Origin of the sequence: Thiospirochaeta perfilievii (assembly GCF_008329945.1) — a bacterium.
Lineage (GTDB): Bacteria > Spirochaetota > Spirochaetia > DSM-2461 > DSM-2461 > Thiospirochaeta > Thiospirochaeta perfilievii.
On the sequence record NZ_CP035807.1, the window covers coordinates 185,864 to 204,639 of the forward strand.

The window sequence follows — 18,776 nt, forward strand, 5'->3', positions numbered from 1 at the left end:
AACGCAATTTCATTTAACTGTTATATAAGTTGGCCACTCTTCATATCGTCTTAAGTATACTTTTTTATCCCTCTCTTTTAATTCTATTATCTGTTTTTGTATATCAGAATGAAATGGAAAGTATTTTAATTCTCTATCGGTATAACTAGGTTTCCAGGCACCCACACCCTGATCAAAAATGATCTCAGTTTTTGTATTATTATCCCATGTAATTGTTAAAACTCGACCATGGGGTAAATTTCTCTGATCGATTACAGTAAAATGCACATTTGTATCTAATTTTTCAAACAACCAGTTGTTGGCTACTTTTTCTAAGTAACTCTGATTACTCCAATCATTATCTAAGAAATTGCATTCACCAGCGCCTCTGTAATTCATCGATGTCTCAATATGTATTTTAGGTTTATTTTTTCCAATTATTGCTTCAAGAAGGTTACCAAGTAATAATATTGACCAAGGAGACCTTAAATACCTATCACTATAGCTAACTTCAATAATGTTATTAGTTGTCATTTTATTATAAAAAGTTGAAGCATGTTCTTTGAATAAATTGTGTAGCTTATTCTTCATATTATAAGTGGGACCATCTAGCTCTCTAATAACATTAATAATGTTTGCATTTGCTTCATTTTTTATTTCAGGTATATCTATTTCTACTAGATCTGCAGAGACACTGATAGTTGTACTAACCCATGTAGCAGGTTCATTAGAGTTTAACCAGAACTCTCCTGGAATGTTAGAATTTTCATTATTTGAATATAAATTATAGCTATTTAATTCAGATTCTATTGATACTGAAATAAAACAATTATGAGCGTTGCTCGTGTGTGTATAAAATGTCACTTCATTGTCTATAAACCTTCTAATAATATTTGATTCTATTTTTTTAAAATTGTAATTTTCCGAAAAAACAAGATTCAAGTTAAGACTATACTCTAATTTCCATAACAATAATTTGTTAATAAAATTAGGGTTCATAAGATCAAATTCATCACTATCTGAATTTAGATATACATAGATATCTTTAATTTTGTCATTAGAGTTATTCCTTAATGAATTTTCTATATAAGGAATGGGGCCATAGGAGCAATACCTTGGATTCTCTAGTGTATCGAAATCATTTGAAGTTGTTAAGTAATTAAGTATTTTTGTTCTTTCTACCCACTCGAGAGTTAGTTTCCTGTCTAATTCACTTCTTTCTATTCTACTATCACCAGCAGCTAAACAATGTGAACATACATTTTCGCAATTTGCCGGGCAATTTAATTTATTAAAAGCATTTCTAAGAATATTATTGATATCTTCAAGTGCAGTTGTACAAAAACCAGCTCCACCACTTGCATTATCATAAATCTGAATTACAGTTCGTGTTACTCCTGTATCAATATCCTTTTCAGCCCTTGTATTAAATCCCATTTCTGTACTTAAAACTCCTAGATAGTCAGCAATTGAATCTCTAATAGCAACAGACAAAGTAGTTGTTATTATTTTATCTTCAGGACTGTCAGAAAGCCATGAATTTTCGATTAATGGATTTCGTAGAATTATTTCAATAACATCTGTATTTATATGAAATCCTAAATTTAAATCTTTAATAACATGCTCTGCACTACATTTTATATCTTTACCAGAAGGAGCTATTCCACCTAAAGGTCTATGTTCTGTTCCTAATTTCAAAGATGAAGGTAATTCTCCATTTTTTGTCATAGATTCTGCTTTTCCACATTGAAAACAGATAGCAAACCCTTTATTAAACTCTCCTGAAGATTGATATAAAACTTTTCCACCATCTCCATAACGAATAAAACCACATCTGTAATCAGGTAATGCTAATTGGATTCCATCTAACTGAACCTTTGGTTTATCCATTTTAATAAATTTCTGACTACTTACATCGTTTGTTGTAGGTGTAAAAAAATCTGTTCTAAAACCTAGTGGTCTTAAATATTTTTTTATTTTTTCGTTAGGAATCTCTTTATTACAATTTGAGCAATATACTTCATTATTACTATAGAATTTTTCAACTATTCCGGTCTGACCACAATTAGGACAACTCCATGAAATATTTATTTTTTGTGATTTCCAGTTTAAATTTACACCATGGGATGTATAAACCCTTCCATCAATAACAATCTGAGAACCAGGTGCATATTCTCTTATAGCTATTTCTAGACTTCTAGATGGTTGTTCTTTATAGTCGAACATACTATCTTCCCGGGAGTTAATTATCTTTTTCTTTTCTTGATATTTAAAATCAGCTATATTGTAAGTATTTAAATTAACTACATTAGTTGGGAATCCATAGACAGGAAGATAACCTCTTGTTGAAAGCTCTCTAAGAAGATATTCACTTTCATGATTTTTTAATTCAAACTCTAGTGCTTTTTTGTAAGCTTGTTGATCAGCATCTTTACTTTTTTCTACACTTTCTATTTTTGAATTAATTTTATTGAAATCATTAATCCATCTTTCTTCCAATGTTTCTATATATATTATTGAATCATTTAAAATAATATTTAAATGTTTTGATTGTAAAACCGTTCCAAAAATTAATTCACGAATATTTAGCCCAATATCATTGTTACAATTTCTTAGCCAATCTTTATATCCTTTACAATTTGAATTATTACCTTTATAAAACCATGAAACAGTCAACTTCATCCTATCACCATTATTATCTGTGCAAGTTCTTAGGTATGTAGATAGGAGTAAAGAGTTAACATGCCTTTCTACTATTCGTTTTGAACTAAGTGTTATAGAAGGTGCAGGTATTTCTGTTACAAAGGGCCATTTAGAGTTTAAAAAAGCTCTTTGATTGTGGGGATCTGATTTACAAAGAGTATATGCAATGGCTCGTGATTCATTCCTTCTACCTGCTCGCCCAGCTCTTTGTAAATAATTTGCAGGATGTGGTGGAACATTATTCATTACAACTGCTGATACACCACCTATATCAACTCCCATTTCCATAGTTGTGGAACAATTAAGTACATTGATATCCCCAGTTTTAAATAGTTCCACATATTCATCTAATCTTGTAGAAGATTGCTGGGCAGAATGCTCTGCCGTTCTATAATAAAAGCCCCCTTCTACTATTCTATCACTAAGGTCAGTCCATAAATTATGACTTCTTAGTTTCTGAATCTCATTATTACTTAATATTTTATTTCGAATATCAGAAATCTGATCTTCAACATTTGATGGAGATGACAGAGATACAAAGTTTGGAAGCTTAACTTTTTCACAAAATAACTTCGTCCTTTTCTGTTATTAGGTAGATATGGTGTTAAACCACAAAAAGTGGTATCTAATAATCTATTAGTTACAGGACATATCCAGGCTTCATTTGGTAAAGAAAATGTCATTGAATCTAAATCTAATGAGTAGTTTGGCATAAATTGGCTAATTATTTTTGTTTTATCTACTAAATCTATCCATGCATGTTCAAGCCAGCTATTAATTTTGTCTTTATCCTCAGGATTTTTTTTATCTAAACCTGTAGCTTCTTCAAGAAGTTTAACAAGCCTATTCGCTTGACCTTGTTTGTATTTGGGCCATTTTTTGTGTTGTGTGCTATCTTTAGATTCACTTTTAGGAGGTAAAAAATCTTTGGGATAGAATTTACTTCCCATCCACTGTTTTGTATTATCGTCTATACGAATATAACTACTTTCCCGAACAAAAAAATCTAATGTTACTTTTAGAAAATCTAACCAATCTTTAAGTGTTAGTGCTACAACATACTCTTTGTTTTCATCATTTAATTTGGTTACGGAGGTCGATTCCCAAAATAGTGGAGAAGTTGATATAGTATCTAAATTTCTATAGCCAACTTTTACAATTCCTAAAGACTCTAAACTGTTTTGATTTTTTGGTCTTCTTGAAAACTCTCGAGTTAACAATAACCTTGCCATTGATTTCCCGCTATCATTGTCTGAGAAAAACATTGGATTTGCATATTTATTGTATCTAAGAATAGATCTTTTTATATCATTTAAACTTGAGAGTTTATGAACCATGTCATCCCATATAATTATGGCAGGGATATATTCTTTTGAATTATCTTTTATATTTAATGCCTTATTTTTAAAATCTTCAGACATGTTTTTATCTATTGATTTAAGATCGTCATGAAGTTTCATTAGTTGATCATAGGTATAACCTTCATCATTCCGTAAAGGATCAGTAATTATCCTTTTACTTTGAGCATTTCTTAATATTTCAAAAACTAATCCCCTAAGCTTTGATCTTTCAGCTTCCTGTTGCATACGTACAGCCATTCTAGCCGTTCCTTGTCTACTATCCGTGAATGTTATTAATTTACGTCCTCTGCCTGGTAATTCTTCTGGGGTTCTATCCTTACTTTCTTTTTGATCTGCATCAGGACAGTACTCTAAAACGGTAGGCACAGCATTAGCTATGTAAAATGGTGCTCCTAAATAAGCAAAACGCATAAAACCTTTATCTGTATTAGAAAACTCACATTTTGAACACAAACTCATTGATTCATCTATAAATTTAATATCTATTCTATTAGTTCCCAGTAAAGAACCTATTTCCATTGTATCCGTATTAAAACTAATCTTTTGATAAGAATCATTTAAGGAATAATATGGTGCGATTATCAACTTATTTCCAGGAGTTTTCATACTCGGTTCATCTGTATTAGATTCATCATAAATTTCATCTGATAATGAGAATTCATCTTCAGTAAACTGACTCTGTTGTATTAGCTTTCCTTTTTTATCCTCTACGATCAAATGGGGTTCATTACAGTCATTACAAAATCCAACTTCATATACTGGAGCACCACAAAAACATCGACTTTTCTGATTAACATAAACATTCCCAAAACCCCAATCTGATAAATGCTGACTTTTACAATTACATTTTGGATCTATGCAACTCCAAAGGCCATGAAACATTCTTTGAAAAAGATGCATTCTAATTTTTAGAAATGGAGGGTCATATTCTGTTTTTTTTGTCCCAGTCATGAGATCTATCCACTCTAAAATATTCATTTCAGAAATAGAACAACCCCTATTTTCTTGGAATGTTTTAATTTCATCAATTGTCAGAGGTCTTAAACTACTTAAAATACTATCTCTTATACTGTATGCAATTGTAGATTTTTCTAATGAGCTATATCTATCTACAGAGATTTCTTTATCCCTGTCTATACCTTTTAATTCTAAAAGACTAAGGCTATTCATTTCTTTATTACTTTTTAATAATGGCCATGTTCTTGAGCCGGTAATAACTTCTACTTGATTAATAAGAACTCCAGCTAAATTAGATAAGTATAATCTAAGCTTTTCAGTAGCTCCTTCCCCTGCAATTGTTGCAGAAGTAGCGACAAACCTTATTTCTTTAGATTTTTTACCAAAGGCCTGTACGACTCTCCTTAATAGTAGAGAGATTTCTGCAGCTTGAGAACCAACATATGTATGTGCTTCATCTAATACAATCCATCTAAGTGATTTTGCATTCTTTGATATTTCTAAAATGGGGTTATCCACTTGTCTAACAAGCATATACTCTAACATTGTCGCATTTGTCATTAATATTGGGCTTGGTTCTTTTCTTAATAACTCCCTAGATAAAATTTGATTGGGAGCAATATTTTTTTGCTCTTTTCTAACCTTAAATTCATTTTCTAGAGTCTTCCCATTATATAAACAAAATCTAATGTTGCTACCATAATCATTTGTCCAGGCGTTAAGTCTTTCTTGTTGTGAATTAATTAGCGCATTTAACGGATATAAAAAAAGAGCTCTAACTCCTATTAATGGCTGTTTAATTTCTTTGTGTTCCCGTATTAAATCCTGTAATATAGGAATCATAAAACACTCTGTTTTTCCAGAACCTGTACCAGTTGTAACAACAATTGATTTTGGAGTTTTATGAGAAAGTGTTTCCCAGGCTTTTATCTGATGCTCATACGGCATCATATCGGATTTAAAACTATATGTTTTTGCATTTTCTAACGTTGTTACTATTTCATTTGATAATAGTTTTCCACCTAAATCTTTAAATGATTGAGTACCCTGCTTCCATCCAAATGTATGCTCAATAACTGGCTTTGATAGAAAACAATTCTCATCACCTAGATTATTTGACATTTCTTCTGATAAGTGTTCTCTAAGGCCAGAATTACTAATACCAAGCATGCTTAATGTAGCTTCTTTTGTTCTAGAAAGACTTTGTAATATCAATTTTTTATAAAATGCCACTATTTTCTCCATTTATAGAATATTTACTATTAACTAAAACTGATAACATCATGGAATAAACTGATGAATACCAACTATTATCAAAATCAGATATCTTGTAGATATAGAATTTAAGCTTATTTAATGTTACGCCTAAGTCTTCTAATTTCGCATCACCCATGGTTACACGTGCCATGAACATAGGTAAGTAGGTAACAGAATTGCTAAAGTGTGTTTTTGAAGTATTAATCTCAACGATATCAAGATTTTTGTTTGCCCAAAATAATAATTCATCATTCAATCCCACAGGCCATCTATCTTCCATGTGATCTCTTCTTAAATTTTGATACATTATCTCTAATGATTTACAAACAGAGAATTTTAGAGGTTCATTTATTTTATGAATAATAAAATCTTCTATAAATTGTATTCCACTAATAACCTTTTTTAAAACTTCAATCTTATTTAAACCTAATCTTTTTATCAATTCTTCAGAGAAATCACCATTACGAACCTGCCAACTAATAAAATTGTGATATCCATCTATCCACTTATTTAATGGTATAGATTCCCAAACAACGGATAGTTCATCCCTTAACTTATTACAGAAATCTAAATTACAATCAATTCTATAAAAAAAAGTAACAAGGGCATCTATGTTTCTTGATAAAGAGAGCCATGATTCAAAGGCATTTAAATGTATATATTGAAAGTTTTCTTTTAAGTAATAAATATAATTCCAGCTCTTATGATTATAATTATTTGCCATGGAATTTATAACTTTATCAATAACGTATGGATTATCTATTGGGTGATATACTTTCGCAGCTCTTTCTAATGTCTCTGCATTTGAGGATAAGACATAATTATTTTCTGGTAGAAAAAGCTTAGGCCTAAATTGAGGAGAGTCTGAATCAGCCGGAATAATTAACCATGGTCCTTCTTTACTCATTATTGGTCGAAGAGAATAGTAACCCGTAGCTACGTCCTCAGATAGTATTTCAGGCAATATATTATCGTTTATTTTAGGATCTGAGAGCTGAATTGCTATTGGTTTAAACTTCGCAAGAGAGTATTTATTATCAAGATCTATAATTTCAAAATTATCATTGTATAACTGCACATAACCCTTATATCTCCTTATATTTAATTCGAGGATTTTTTTGGACTTAATATGGACTAATAATTTAATATATGCGTCTTGGTCATCCGTTGTGGAAAGGATTTGTAGGAATTCAGATTTTAGACTAAAGAGACTTACTTTAACAGTTTCATTTGATACTTTATAGCTGGTGTTAATTCTTGGGTTGAATTTATGTTTTTTAGAAATTAATTCTAATTCAAGATCAAATGTTTCAATACTATCTGTGGTAGAATTAAGGTACAAATACTTCCCTAAAAGCTCATTTAAAGCGATATTATTTGATTTTATTCGGACTCCATTTTCATCAAAAACAGAGGCTCCTAAGACAGGGTAAGAACATTTTATATAAATTGGGTTGTTACAGTTTATACTCTTCAATTTTATTTCAAAAAGAGGAGTCCTCTCTGAATCTAGTTGCCTAAGTATAAACTTCTTGCTTATTTCAGAATCTATCTCTATTGAAGAGATATTATCACCTAAAATAAACAGCTCATCATCATTAATGCCCCAAACTTCTAAAATAGCATTGATATTTCTAAAATCAGGAACAATTTTCATTTTAAAATCTTTAGGAAGTACACCTATAAATTTACGTAATAAAGTCGATCCATTATTATCCTTTATAACATAAGAGAATTTCCCTGAGATCGAACCGTCCCAAAATTTATTTTCACAGCCATCTATGTAGACCTTAAGATCATTATAACTAGAAACGTTGTCTTGATCGTTTATTAGTCGAGGCAGCCCATGATAAGTAATTTTAGGAATGGTATCTAATATGCTACAGTTACCTGCAAGTGACAATTTTAAAGGATTATTATTACAATTAAGTTTTATATTCAAGATATCATCCTTTAATTTAACTATAGCATTATTTTCAATACCTACCCAAATAGAGAATTTATTTCCTATTCCAACTCTTTTCGCATTTATAGATTCAACATTCCAACCTCTTGGTTGCCAAATTACTAATTTATCATCTGGAGAATTATAACTAGCATTTGAAAGAAGCTTTATTTTAATATCATCTGGATTATTAATATTTTCGAATATTAATGGCCCTGAAGTATCTAAAATACTATCTTCGATTGTTATACTCTTTATAAGTACTCCATTTGTCATTAGTTTAATGCTCAGCTCTTCGTCGATTTTTTTTCTTCTGATTGTTACAATATTCTTTGGAAATTTAAACTGAACACTTAATTCTAGTTTTTCACAATAAGTAGTTCCTAAACACTCTCTTGGTGTCGATCCTTCGTATAGATATATTTCAAACCTTAAAGTTGATAATAAACTAAAGTCTATATCAAACTTATAACTTTTAGGAAATACAATTTGTGATTCAATATTCCAAAGTGATAATTTACCTACCTGATAATGACTCGATTCAAACAGATTTTGCTCCGCTATCAACTTTTCTCTATGCTCTTTTTTTGCATCTAAAAGCCATTCAGATACGAGTTTTGTTGCATTTTCTTCATCAATAGGTAAAGGAAAAGATGAACGCCAGTCTGGAGAGTATCTATCTAAATATTCAATTATATTTTCATGATCTTTTAGTTTACTACTTCTTACAATCATCATTAAACTATCTACAATACCTGCTAGAAGATTTAATGTATCTTTATCTTGATGAGCATTAGGTAAATAGTGACTATACCCATCAATTATTTGAGTAATGTCGGTATTACCATTTAAAGTTTTATGAAATTCTTTAATTCCTCTGTTAACTATTCGCCCAAAACCTGTATGTGGATTTTGTACAAGTGTCCACGGAAGGCCACCTTCTAAGAAAAGAGAGCCGAGGAGGTCTCTATCTTTTCCATTAAGCCCTCTTGTTCTAATAGGCCTTTTCCAATATTCATTTAAACCAATTTCAACTGCTTTAGCTCTATCATTTTGTTTTAAATTACATCTAATAACATTTTCAATAGTGCTCCATGACCAGCTTTTATCATAATCACGCCGATAATATTCAGAAACAAAAAGGCAAAAAAGTGCAGCCCAACTTCTAAAGAAGTATTCTTCATTTTTACTTGGTAAATGTTCATTAAGGATTTGAGGTATCCTATTATATTCTTCTTTCGTTACTTGATACCGAAACAATAATTTTCCATCTGGTTTTTGTAGTTGCCTTTTTTCGAGAAACTGGTTTAACCATGTTTTTGGACTTGGACTTTCATAAAGTATATTCATCTTTTTCACTTCTTTTTATAAATATTTTTTTATTCATTATACATAGTATTTTTCATATATCAAATACTTTTATAGATCATTTAATGTATTGGAATTTTTAATTTTTTCTGTCATTTCCTTCATTTCTTTAGATTGATAATCCACTAAATGTGTAATACTATAATTTTCACCCATTAATACTAAATGTATTTCTGTTTTGTCGTCTTCCCAGTCTGAAAAATACAATAGATCTCCAATACTTATTGCTAGTCCCCAATCAGAAAAATCATCTTTATATAGATCATCTCTCCATATAACATCTTCTTTTATTGCATTGCTATATTTATCAGTGAGTAGCTCCTTGATGGAATTATAATCCAGTATAAAATCATTTTTATTAGAGTGTTTTTCTGTAAAAAAATATCGTGCTGAAGTTAATATATCCTGAGTAAAAAAATATATTATATAACAGTCTTTACCAGCTACTTTTGATGTGTACATTAAATTGTTTTCATTTGAACCTTCAACTAAACTTGTAGTCTCAATACCCATAACTTCTTTTTTCGTCATACCCCATATTGTTTGTCTAAAAGTTGTACCTGACGATATTAAACTATTTTCTATGACTTCCCAGGTATTATCATCTTTTAATAGGATTTTATTGCCTGATTTTGTAAATACAGTTTCTTCTGCTTGTAAAAAGGATACTGCAATAAGTAGTAACGTTAAAACTATTTTTTTATTCATTTTAATCTCCAATTATTTTTTATATATGGAAATTATCTAACTTGTGTGCGAACGGTTGGTTCGCAGGAATACTAATTTTCCAGAATTTTATTTTTATATAGTGATAATACTTAACAGATTTTATGTAGTTAACAGATTTAACCCATATGTTCTTAATTTCTTAAAACTTAAAGATACCATAAGCTTAAATGTTGTACTTTGGATTTGTTATATTTTAATATAATCCTTAGTCTTGTAGATTAGCCTCAATTGTATCTGCTGATAAATCTGCTCCACAATCCCATTCTACAAAATAACCACCATTCTGGATTTTTTTAAACTCACTATCATTTTTTAATTCACTAAAAGCTTCATATATAAGATATGGGTAGACATCAAAGGTTCCCTCTTTACCATTATCAAATTTGATTTTTAATTTGTAATCAATATCTGGCTTTACTTCTGATATTATCATTGATCTAATCCTTTAATTTTAAATGGAGTTTTACCATTAACAGCAAGTTCCCAATCTGCTAATAAATCATCATGGTGAATTTCTATCCATGCAACAATTAATTTTTGTTTTTTAGGTGGTACATGACCTGCAAGTAATATACCATCAGAAATAGAATATACCCCAACATCACCTTGATATTCAGCATGTATATGTGGAAGTTTATGTTTCTCTATATCCTTAAAAAACATTCTTATTATTATTCCATAAAACATTGATATCGTGGGCATCATTCCTCCAAATGTATTATAAAAAAGTTTAACTGTTTAATTGTTTTTTTTCTACTATTTTTATTTAAAATATATTATCTAAATATTTAACACTTCAAAATTTATTCATATTTAGTTCCATTATTTTTATTTAAAAGATTTAAAATATTTCCGCTATCAATTGGTAAAAAAATAACCCTCCTATTCTATTTTTACCAATATCTAATTTTTAAATATTGTAATAGATCGTAGTAAGTTTTATCCTTAATTCCATTCATTAGTTTTTCTGGCGTAATAATAAAATATTTTGATTGGTCTTCTAAATGAAATCTCCATGTGGCCTCCATTCCCATACCACTACATTTATATTTTTTTTCAAGTAAGTCTGAGTTCTCTGATGGAATAACATGTACGTGTAAAAAGTTTGTTGCTTTTAATGTTTCATTTTTACTATTAATAATCATTTGTTCAGCCCAGAGAGTTTGTCGCATAAGTTGATAAAATGGTTCGAAATAATAGCAGAAATGATTTTCTGATCTTAATTGAGAAGAATTATTAATTAGTTGAGAATATCTGTTCTTTCTTGTTTCACCTTTGCTGCCCTTTGTTTCTTTTGTACAACCTTCAGTTGCTTTATTTTGATTATTATAAAACTCCGTATATTTCCATTCAATTGGAATAAGCCAATGTGAGCCGTCATTACGAACCCCAAAAATTAAAGCATCAATTGATGTACAATTACTTCCTCGATTTGGAACACCTTCATTGAGATTATCGTTATCGCTAACTGCTTCAAATTGTATATATGCAGGTTTAAATTTGTCATTTACAACAGGTAAAACATCAGTAAAATCATCTGATATATTTTTTAAAATGGTGAGAACAGCTTCTTTGTCATTTCTAATTTGATATAAGTGATTAATACATGCAATTTGTGATGACAATGAATGTCCTGTAGGCTGTTTACCACCCCACCATGAAATTTTATTTTTTTTAAAGTATTCCACGGCATCAGACCTAATTGGTTCAAATAAATTTTTAATATTATCAATTAGAACAAAATCCCTAAACTTTGTCATGAATTTTTTTCCACCTAAACTTCCATAAAAAACAGGATTTTTGCTTTGAATTAAGTCTATTGCTTTTTCCCTCTGTGATTCTTGATAAATCGATGCCATTTTTACCTTTCCATTTTAATTTTAATTTTAATTTTAATTATTAATAATATTTATTACCTATAAAATTCTATTTATTGTTATTATTTTTAATTGGTAGAGTTATTCCGTATTTATAAAATTGTACAAATTGCTTAATAGTTTTATTTTTGATTTTATCAACTTCTATTTCTTGATTCCCATTGTCCATATCTGGGTATATAATTAGACAATCTAAATGTGGTATAGGTTGAGTAATATCAATATCCAACTGCTTTATTACTTCGTAATCCCTTGCATATCCACTTAATTGTCGAATATTATCTTTATCCCATTTATCATTACAATAAACCTCTTTGTATTTTGCATCGATAACTGTTTTTTGTGAAATATGAAGATAATCTAGCTCTGTACGTCCAGAACCTAAGGCTTTAGCCAAAATATCCTTGCCATAGGCTTTATCTAATTTAGTTAATACATACATTTCAAATAGTAGAGACATATCTATATAGAACGGAGGGAACTTCTCTTCTTTGTTATCTTCAGAATTATGAATTGAATAGGAAAATCTTTTTAGTATCATCTCTGCGACTTTAAGTGTTTCATTATACTCTTTATAAAGAGAGTTTGTTGTTATTCTTTTTAAATCACTTAAAGTTACACTATCTGAAACTCCATAAAAGGCTGGATGTATATAGTTATATAAATTTACTATTTCTGCATGACTATTATGATGATTTTTTATATAGCTAAAAACAAAGTTTAATGTCTTCTTTAATATACGATTTTCTGTACAATCTATAGAATAATCCTGATAACGGCAGATATTTCTATCCATTCTTTTTTTTAAAATATTAATCTTAATATTCTGGTTAATTAATAACTTTCCTTTAATTTTTGACTTAAGATTCTCTTCGATCCATATATAATCTCTTTTTAATCCCTTTTGTACTATTTTTTTTAATAACGTTAAAAAGTGAATAATTATTAGTGGGGTTAATTCAAAAGTGTTCGCAGGCAACGGTATAGGATCTTTTGTGAAGTCTATTGAATAGATATCTGAAACTGTACTTGTGGTTCTTGGATTTTTAAGGCATTCTAGGAACATTGTAAGATAATCAATGTTTTCAATTTTAGGCTCTACTATTAAAGCATTGACACCCTCTGTTAACCATTGTGTTCCTATAAAATAACCAACATCATATTTAGATGAAAGACCAAGAAGAGTAGGAATATCATTTTTATATGATAGTTCCAACCCTAAATTCTTTAGTTTATCAGTATCTGTATCACTAAAACCAGAGTGTTCCATAGTTCTGAAGACTGTAATACCATTCATTATAGTATAATGTCCTCTATCTCTTTATAATCTCCATTTTCATTTGGAGTTAATATAAGGATACCATCTTTTACATACTCTCTTAATAGCGGTTTTATTTCATACTTAAGTTTTAGTTCTAAATCTTCTTTAGTTTTAGCCATAAAATAACTATGACCAATCATTAGATCATGTTTATCAAAGTCGGGAGAAATATTCTCCATTACTTCTTCTATTTCTTCAAATAATTTTATTGCAATATCACTAGGAGCATTATTATCTGCTAGTTGTGTATAATAATTTTCTATTGCAGATTTATGAGACTGTAGTGTTATAAAGGAAAATCGTCTTCTAATTGCATAGTCTATATGACCAACACTTCGGTCCGCAGTGTTCATTGTTCCAATTATGTATAGGTTTGAAGGTATACCAAATGGCTCATCTTCAGGTGAGTAAGGTAGTTTAACTCTTAATTCATTTTCTTCACCGATTCTTTTATCACTCTCTAATAGGGTAATTAACTCACCTAAAACTTTTGATATATTACCTCTATTTATCTCATCGATTATTAATATATATGGTTTTGGAGCCTCTACAGTTTCAACTTGTATTATTTGTTTATCAATCAAGTGTTGTGCTAAAACTCTTGCATAGCTATAGTTTGTCTTTCTTGATTTAATTCCATGTATATAACTAATTACTGTATTTACATTGAATCTATAACTTGAGTTAAACTCTTCCTGCTTCTCTAGTTTGAATGAGATATTTGTATTACCTTCTTTATAATCAAGGACAAAACTTGTGTCAGCGGATTTTGCATATTCCTTGTCTTTATTTTTTAATACATATTCAAATATTTTTTCTTGTAAATCAAAATCACTTAGTGGTGTTGCAATTTTACTTTGTGCTTTATTGCACATCTCTTTAAATATACCTGGCTTAACATTATACGTTACATCACCTTCATCTGTTATCTCCGGTTTAAGACCTTCAACAAACTCTTCATAATCCATAGATTGATGAAATGTAGTAAAAGCAATTCTACCTTCTTCAACAGCCTTTTGGTAATCTGCCATTATTTCTTTACGATTATCATATTTTTTACTTTCATTTATCAGATTCATTGCAATCTCAGCAGATATATATGTTTTACCAGTACCTGGAGCACCTTGTAATATTATTTGTTTTTTATGTTTTAATACTTTTTTTGCTTCTAATATATTTTTATTCATTAATAATTCCTTATGCCAATTTATAATAATTTTTGAAGTAGGTGCATCATAGTTTCCACACCTTTTTAATGTACCCCTTGGATCTGGTAATATCAAATTAGGATTATTATTCCAATCTAAAACTTTTACATTCCTCCGCAAATTAAACCATATATCGCTATTATCTTCTTCATAATATGAGTCACTTGTAACCTCAGTAAGTGCTATTAGTTTTCCACCTCTTTTTATTGCTACTATATCTCCAATCTTCATTGTCTCTTCAAAAAATTCTACTTCAGTTTTATCATCACCTAGACCAATGATTCCTAGTTCACTTAAAACTTCTTTCTCATTTACTGATCCTTGTTCATTTGGATGTATTTGCATATGCCAATAGTTCATTTTTTTTAACTCCTTTTTTTTGTATATTTTTTTATTATTGCATACTTAGTCGAAACTTTATATTTAAATCTTCAACTGATAATTTGCCACTTATAACGCGAATTAAAAGTCTGTCACGAATAGTTTTTAAAATGGTATTTTATATGCTAGTAATCTTGTCAAATAGATCGTCTGAATTCGCTCTAAATGAGTGTAGTGTTCCCCATGACTATCTTCCAAATCTTTTAATTGTTCTGGATTCATACCATCCTTTTAATATAAATATATTTTTATTTAAATATTGTACACCGAAATATGTTTAATCAATATACATAAATTATTTTGATATGTGTGTGCGAACGGTTGGTTCGCACAAATTGGCATTATTAGATATATTTTGATAATTACAGAACAAACTACAGTACATATTTTAAGTAGTTTGTCTTGTAGTTGTTTAATATCAGCCATTCAGGCAAAAAGAACCTTCATCTACATAGTTTAGTTCTTCTTTAACCTTGTACAAAATAACTTCATCGCTTTCTTTTCCCTTAAGTTCTATATAGTTGATAAAAGCCTGCACTTCAGCTGAAAATCTCTGATAGGACAGACTAATTCTAGATCTAATATCATCTAAATTAACCTTTTTAAAAGCAGAATTTTTAATTGGATTTAAAGTTTCAAATAATTTAAGTGATGCAGAGTTTAAATCATAATCTGCAAAGCCTATAGCCACAATTTCTGATAACCATCTTTCTATTAAATCTGAATTCTCTATCTCTGGATCGATATCACCAACTCCAACTAATTGTTTTTCTATACTCTCTCTTAATAACTGTATAACTTTTGTTTCAATACTTTCTTGTGACACGTTGTTTTCTCCTATAATAATTTTATAATTTCTATTTTTAAAATTTTCATTTTCCAAATTAATTACTGATTGTATATCCTGTTCTGATACATAACTAAAACCATATTTGTTGTTTAATTCTTCTTCTGTTGTGAATGGTTTAATTATCCATTTTAGACCTTCAGCTATACCCATGTTTAGTTGTATATTATTTGATTGACCTTTATTTACCTTTTCTCCTATGACAGTGTTTATAAACATGAACATTTTTTGTATTGTATTTATGGATCTAATACCACTGTTAAAATTTGAGCCTGCATCACATGACCAGCAATATTCAGTATTAAAATGTTTTTTATTTTTACAGTTATTACAGGCAACAACATTAGGTCTTATTGAACCAATTTTACTTCTAAATGCTATTTCTTCCTTTGTTTCTTGTTTATAAAAATTAAAGCTTGCAATAGCATTTTCTATCTCTTTTGGCTCTATATAATCAATTGAATCTTCCATAATCATTGTAGAGAATTCATGGAGAATAGAATTTATATTTCCATATGGTTCTAATACAAATTTTAATGCCTCAATAAATCCATTTTGCATTGTGATTATATATTGATCACTATTATGGTTGTCTTTAGCAATCTTTAAACCTTCATTTAAACTTAAAAACATGAGCACTATGTTATAAACTGGAAATGTCATGGGACTGTAATTTGAACCTGCATCACATTTAATGCAAATGCCAGTTTTTATATCAAGATTACGGCAACTGCTACACATAAATTCATCTGTATAGATATCATTATATTTATTCATTTTTAACTCCTCGATTATTATATTTATAATATGATTTTTTTAATATCATTTTTAAGATTTTTATCCCAGATCAAGCACTGTCAATTATTGGATCAATATCTGTTTATACTCAAATAATTTTCCTTCATAATTTTTCTAATATAAATAGAAACGGATTTTGCTAACAACATTAGAATAAAATGAAATATAAAGATTTCAAGAATCATTGGGATAATATATATCTTTAAATTGTGAACAAATGTTGTGTTGAATTGTAAAGTCTCAATTAAAGATCTAACAACTATTGTTACTCCTGTTATTATTGACCCAAACGTTGATGATAAAGTTATAAAATTTACAACCCCATCCAAAGCAAAGAATAAATTTACTTGTTTTTGTAAAGTTATTTTTTTATCCCTTTCTTCATCTTCAGTTATTACACCTGAATTATAATCAACCTCAATAGACATCTGCCTACCAGGCAAAGCATCAATATTGAATCTAGCACAAACTTCAATTATTTTTCTTGTAGAAGATAGAACAAAAACCGATAAAACTGACATAATGAAACCAATAATCAATATAACAAAGTAGTTAACGATATAGTCTGTGTACGTACTAACAGTTACAGAACCGATAGTTGATATAAAATAAATAAATTTTATTTTAATAGCTACAACTACTAACAAATCTAAAAAAAACAGTGTTGGCGCAATTGTTATTGGAATTTTATTTGATATTTTAAAGCCTATAGTAATTACAATAAGAATAGTTAAAGCCATTCCAATTAACAGCTTAAACATTTCAATAGTTTGTGGTGTTGTAAGTATCAAGCTAAAAATAATGACTATACCTATAATTAATTGTATCTTTAGTAATTTATTCATTTTTACTCCTCGTTAATTAACTGAGACAAGCAAATGTCTCTTATAAAAATTCATATACTTATATATGATTATCTATCTAACCTTAAACTCTAAGGCAATATTTGCTGCTGCTCTTGCATCACTTAGTGCTTCATGGTGATTTAATTGAATATTAAAATGTTTTGAAACTGTAGAAAGTTGGTGATTTTCAAGACGTGGCAGATATTTTCTTGCAGCTCTTAAAGTACAGTAGACTGTAGGTAAATTTGTCTTTATATCATAAAAATCGAGTAAACTATTTAATACTCCAAAATCAAAATGGGCATTATGGGCAACAATTACAGGAGTGTTTATTATATAACCTGATATAGTTTCCCATAATTCTTTAAATGTGGGTGCATTTTTAACCATTTCTTTGGTAATTCCGTGTATATTATCAGTAAACTCTTTTAGAAAATAATCCGGTTCTGGTGGTTTTATATAGCTTGAAAATTCTTTAATTATTTTACCATTCTCCACAACGATAATACCTATTTGGCAGGCACTGGTTTTAACTTTATTTGCTGTTTCAAAATCAATTGCTGTAAATGTCATATTTTCTCCATTGATTAGCCATTTTTATTATTAAATTAAAAATCAATTAAACAAATCTTTTTTATTTTTTTCAATTTCCGCAAGTTTCTGATATTCGGTGATAGATTCTTCATCAAAAATTGATTTAAGCTTATTTAGTTCCTTCATACTGAATGTTAAGGCAGAACCAAACTCACCATTATTTACATCATCCACAGATCTATATCTGTAGGAATAGATAGCTACCAACATCACCATTAATTTCACTTATGAAAAACATATAATTTATAAATGTGGGAGAAGCTTCCCAATTACCACCCCAATTATAAAATGCCATTTGTTCATAATAATTATTAAGTTCGTTTACATATTTTGACATTTTATTAATTTTATTTGCCTCTGCAACTTTATTCCACTCAATAGCTTTATTAATGACATTAAGGAATTCCACTCTGCGATCATTATCAAATGAGAATGCAATAGTTCCATAAAGATCCTGGCCCTCTAGTGCATTATTTAGACACTCAATTGTTCCAACTTCTATTTCAATACTCCAGGTAGCTAGCTGAACTAATGTAATAAAGATACTGATAAATAACATTTTTTTCATAATTTTTTTCTCCTAATTTTTTCGTATTATTAATATTT

14 protein-coding genes are annotated in these 18,776 nt (G+C 29.1%); all 14 read right to left on the minus strand.

All coding sequences use genetic code 11. The annotated features are described in order from the left end of the window. Positions 1-9 precede the first annotated feature (9 nt). The 14 genes from EW093_RS17410 to EW093_RS00875 all read right to left on the minus strand — a co-directional run bounded on the left by EW093_RS17410 (position 10) and on the right by EW093_RS00875 (position 18,738). On the minus strand, positions 10-3,213 hold the full coding sequence (locus EW093_RS17410) for a helicase-related protein (RefSeq protein WP_342781927.1): 3,204 nt from the start codon (positions 3,211-3,213) through the stop codon (positions 10-12). Beyond that, positions 3,156-6,233 (minus strand): DEAD/DEAH box helicase, encoded by a 3,078-nt coding sequence (locus EW093_RS17415; RefSeq protein ID WP_223111628.1) that lies wholly within the window; start codon positions 6,231-6,233, stop codon positions 3,156-3,158. Before EW093_RS17415 ends, EW093_RS17410 begins: the two co-directional genes overlap by 58 nt. Then, positions 6,220-9,552: an STY4851/ECs_5259 family protein gene (locus tag EW093_RS00820; protein ID WP_149566566.1), complete on the minus strand. Its 3,333-nt coding sequence runs from the start codon at positions 9,550-9,552 to the stop codon at positions 6,220-6,222. The genes EW093_RS17415 and EW093_RS00820 overlap by 14 nt, the downstream gene beginning before the upstream one ends. 69 nt (positions 9,553-9,621) lie before the next feature. Continuing rightward, the gene (locus EW093_RS00825) at positions 9,622-10,278 is read right to left on the minus strand and encodes a hypothetical protein (protein WP_149566567.1); all 657 of its coding nucleotides are present in this window, start codon (positions 10,276-10,278) and stop codon (positions 9,622-9,624) included. A 226-nt stretch (positions 10,279-10,504) separates the two neighbouring features. Further along, positions 10,505-10,732, minus strand: coding sequence for a DUF2442 domain-containing protein (locus EW093_RS00830; protein ID WP_149566568.1), 228 nt, complete (start codon positions 10,730-10,732; stop codon positions 10,505-10,507). Continuing rightward, complete coding sequence (locus EW093_RS00835) at positions 10,729-11,001, minus strand: DUF4160 domain-containing protein (RefSeq protein ID WP_187759768.1); 273 nt, start codon at positions 10,999-11,001, stop codon at positions 10,729-10,731. The genes EW093_RS00830 and EW093_RS00835 overlap by 4 nt, the downstream gene beginning before the upstream one ends. 191 nt (positions 11,002-11,192) lie before the next feature. Further along, positions 11,193-12,158 carry a PGN_0703 family putative restriction endonuclease gene (locus EW093_RS00840; RefSeq protein ID WP_149566569.1) on the minus strand — a complete coding sequence of 322 codons (966 nt, stop codon included), beginning with the start codon at positions 12,156-12,158 and terminating at the stop codon, positions 11,193-11,195. A 67-nt stretch (positions 12,159-12,225) separates the two neighbouring features. Continuing rightward, positions 12,226-13,473, minus strand: coding sequence for a 5-methylcytosine restriction system specificity protein McrC (locus EW093_RS00845; protein ID WP_149566570.1), 1,248 nt, complete (start codon positions 13,471-13,473; stop codon positions 12,226-12,228). After that, a complete protein-coding gene (locus EW093_RS17760; RefSeq protein WP_149566571.1) occupies positions 13,473-15,065 on the minus strand; it encodes an McrB family protein in 1,593 nt (530 codons plus the stop codon). The genes EW093_RS00845 and EW093_RS17760 overlap by 1 nt, the downstream gene beginning before the upstream one ends. 439 nt (positions 15,066-15,504) lie before the next feature. After that, positions 15,505-16,710, minus strand: a complete 1,206-nt coding sequence (locus tag EW093_RS00855) for a hypothetical protein (protein WP_149566572.1) — start codon at positions 16,708-16,710, stop codon at positions 15,505-15,507. 92 nt (positions 16,711-16,802) lie between these two features. Next, positions 16,803-17,576, minus strand: coding sequence for an FHIPEP family type III secretion protein (locus EW093_RS00860; RefSeq protein WP_149566573.1), 774 nt, complete (start codon positions 17,574-17,576; stop codon positions 16,803-16,805). A 72-nt stretch (positions 17,577-17,648) separates the two neighbouring features. Then, a complete protein-coding gene (locus EW093_RS00865) occupies positions 17,649-18,149 on the minus strand; it encodes a 3'-5' exonuclease (RefSeq protein WP_149566574.1) in 501 nt (166 codons plus the stop codon). Positions 18,150-18,191: 42 nt separating this feature from the next. Then, positions 18,192-18,386 carry a hypothetical protein gene (locus EW093_RS00870; RefSeq protein WP_149566575.1) on the minus strand — a complete coding sequence of 65 codons (195 nt, stop codon included), beginning with the start codon at positions 18,384-18,386 and terminating at the stop codon, positions 18,192-18,194. After that, positions 18,349-18,738, minus strand: a complete 390-nt coding sequence (locus EW093_RS00875; RefSeq protein WP_149566576.1) for a hypothetical protein — start codon at positions 18,736-18,738, stop codon at positions 18,349-18,351. Before EW093_RS00875 ends, EW093_RS00870 begins: the two co-directional genes overlap by 38 nt. Between the last annotated feature and the right edge of the window lie 38 nt (positions 18,739-18,776).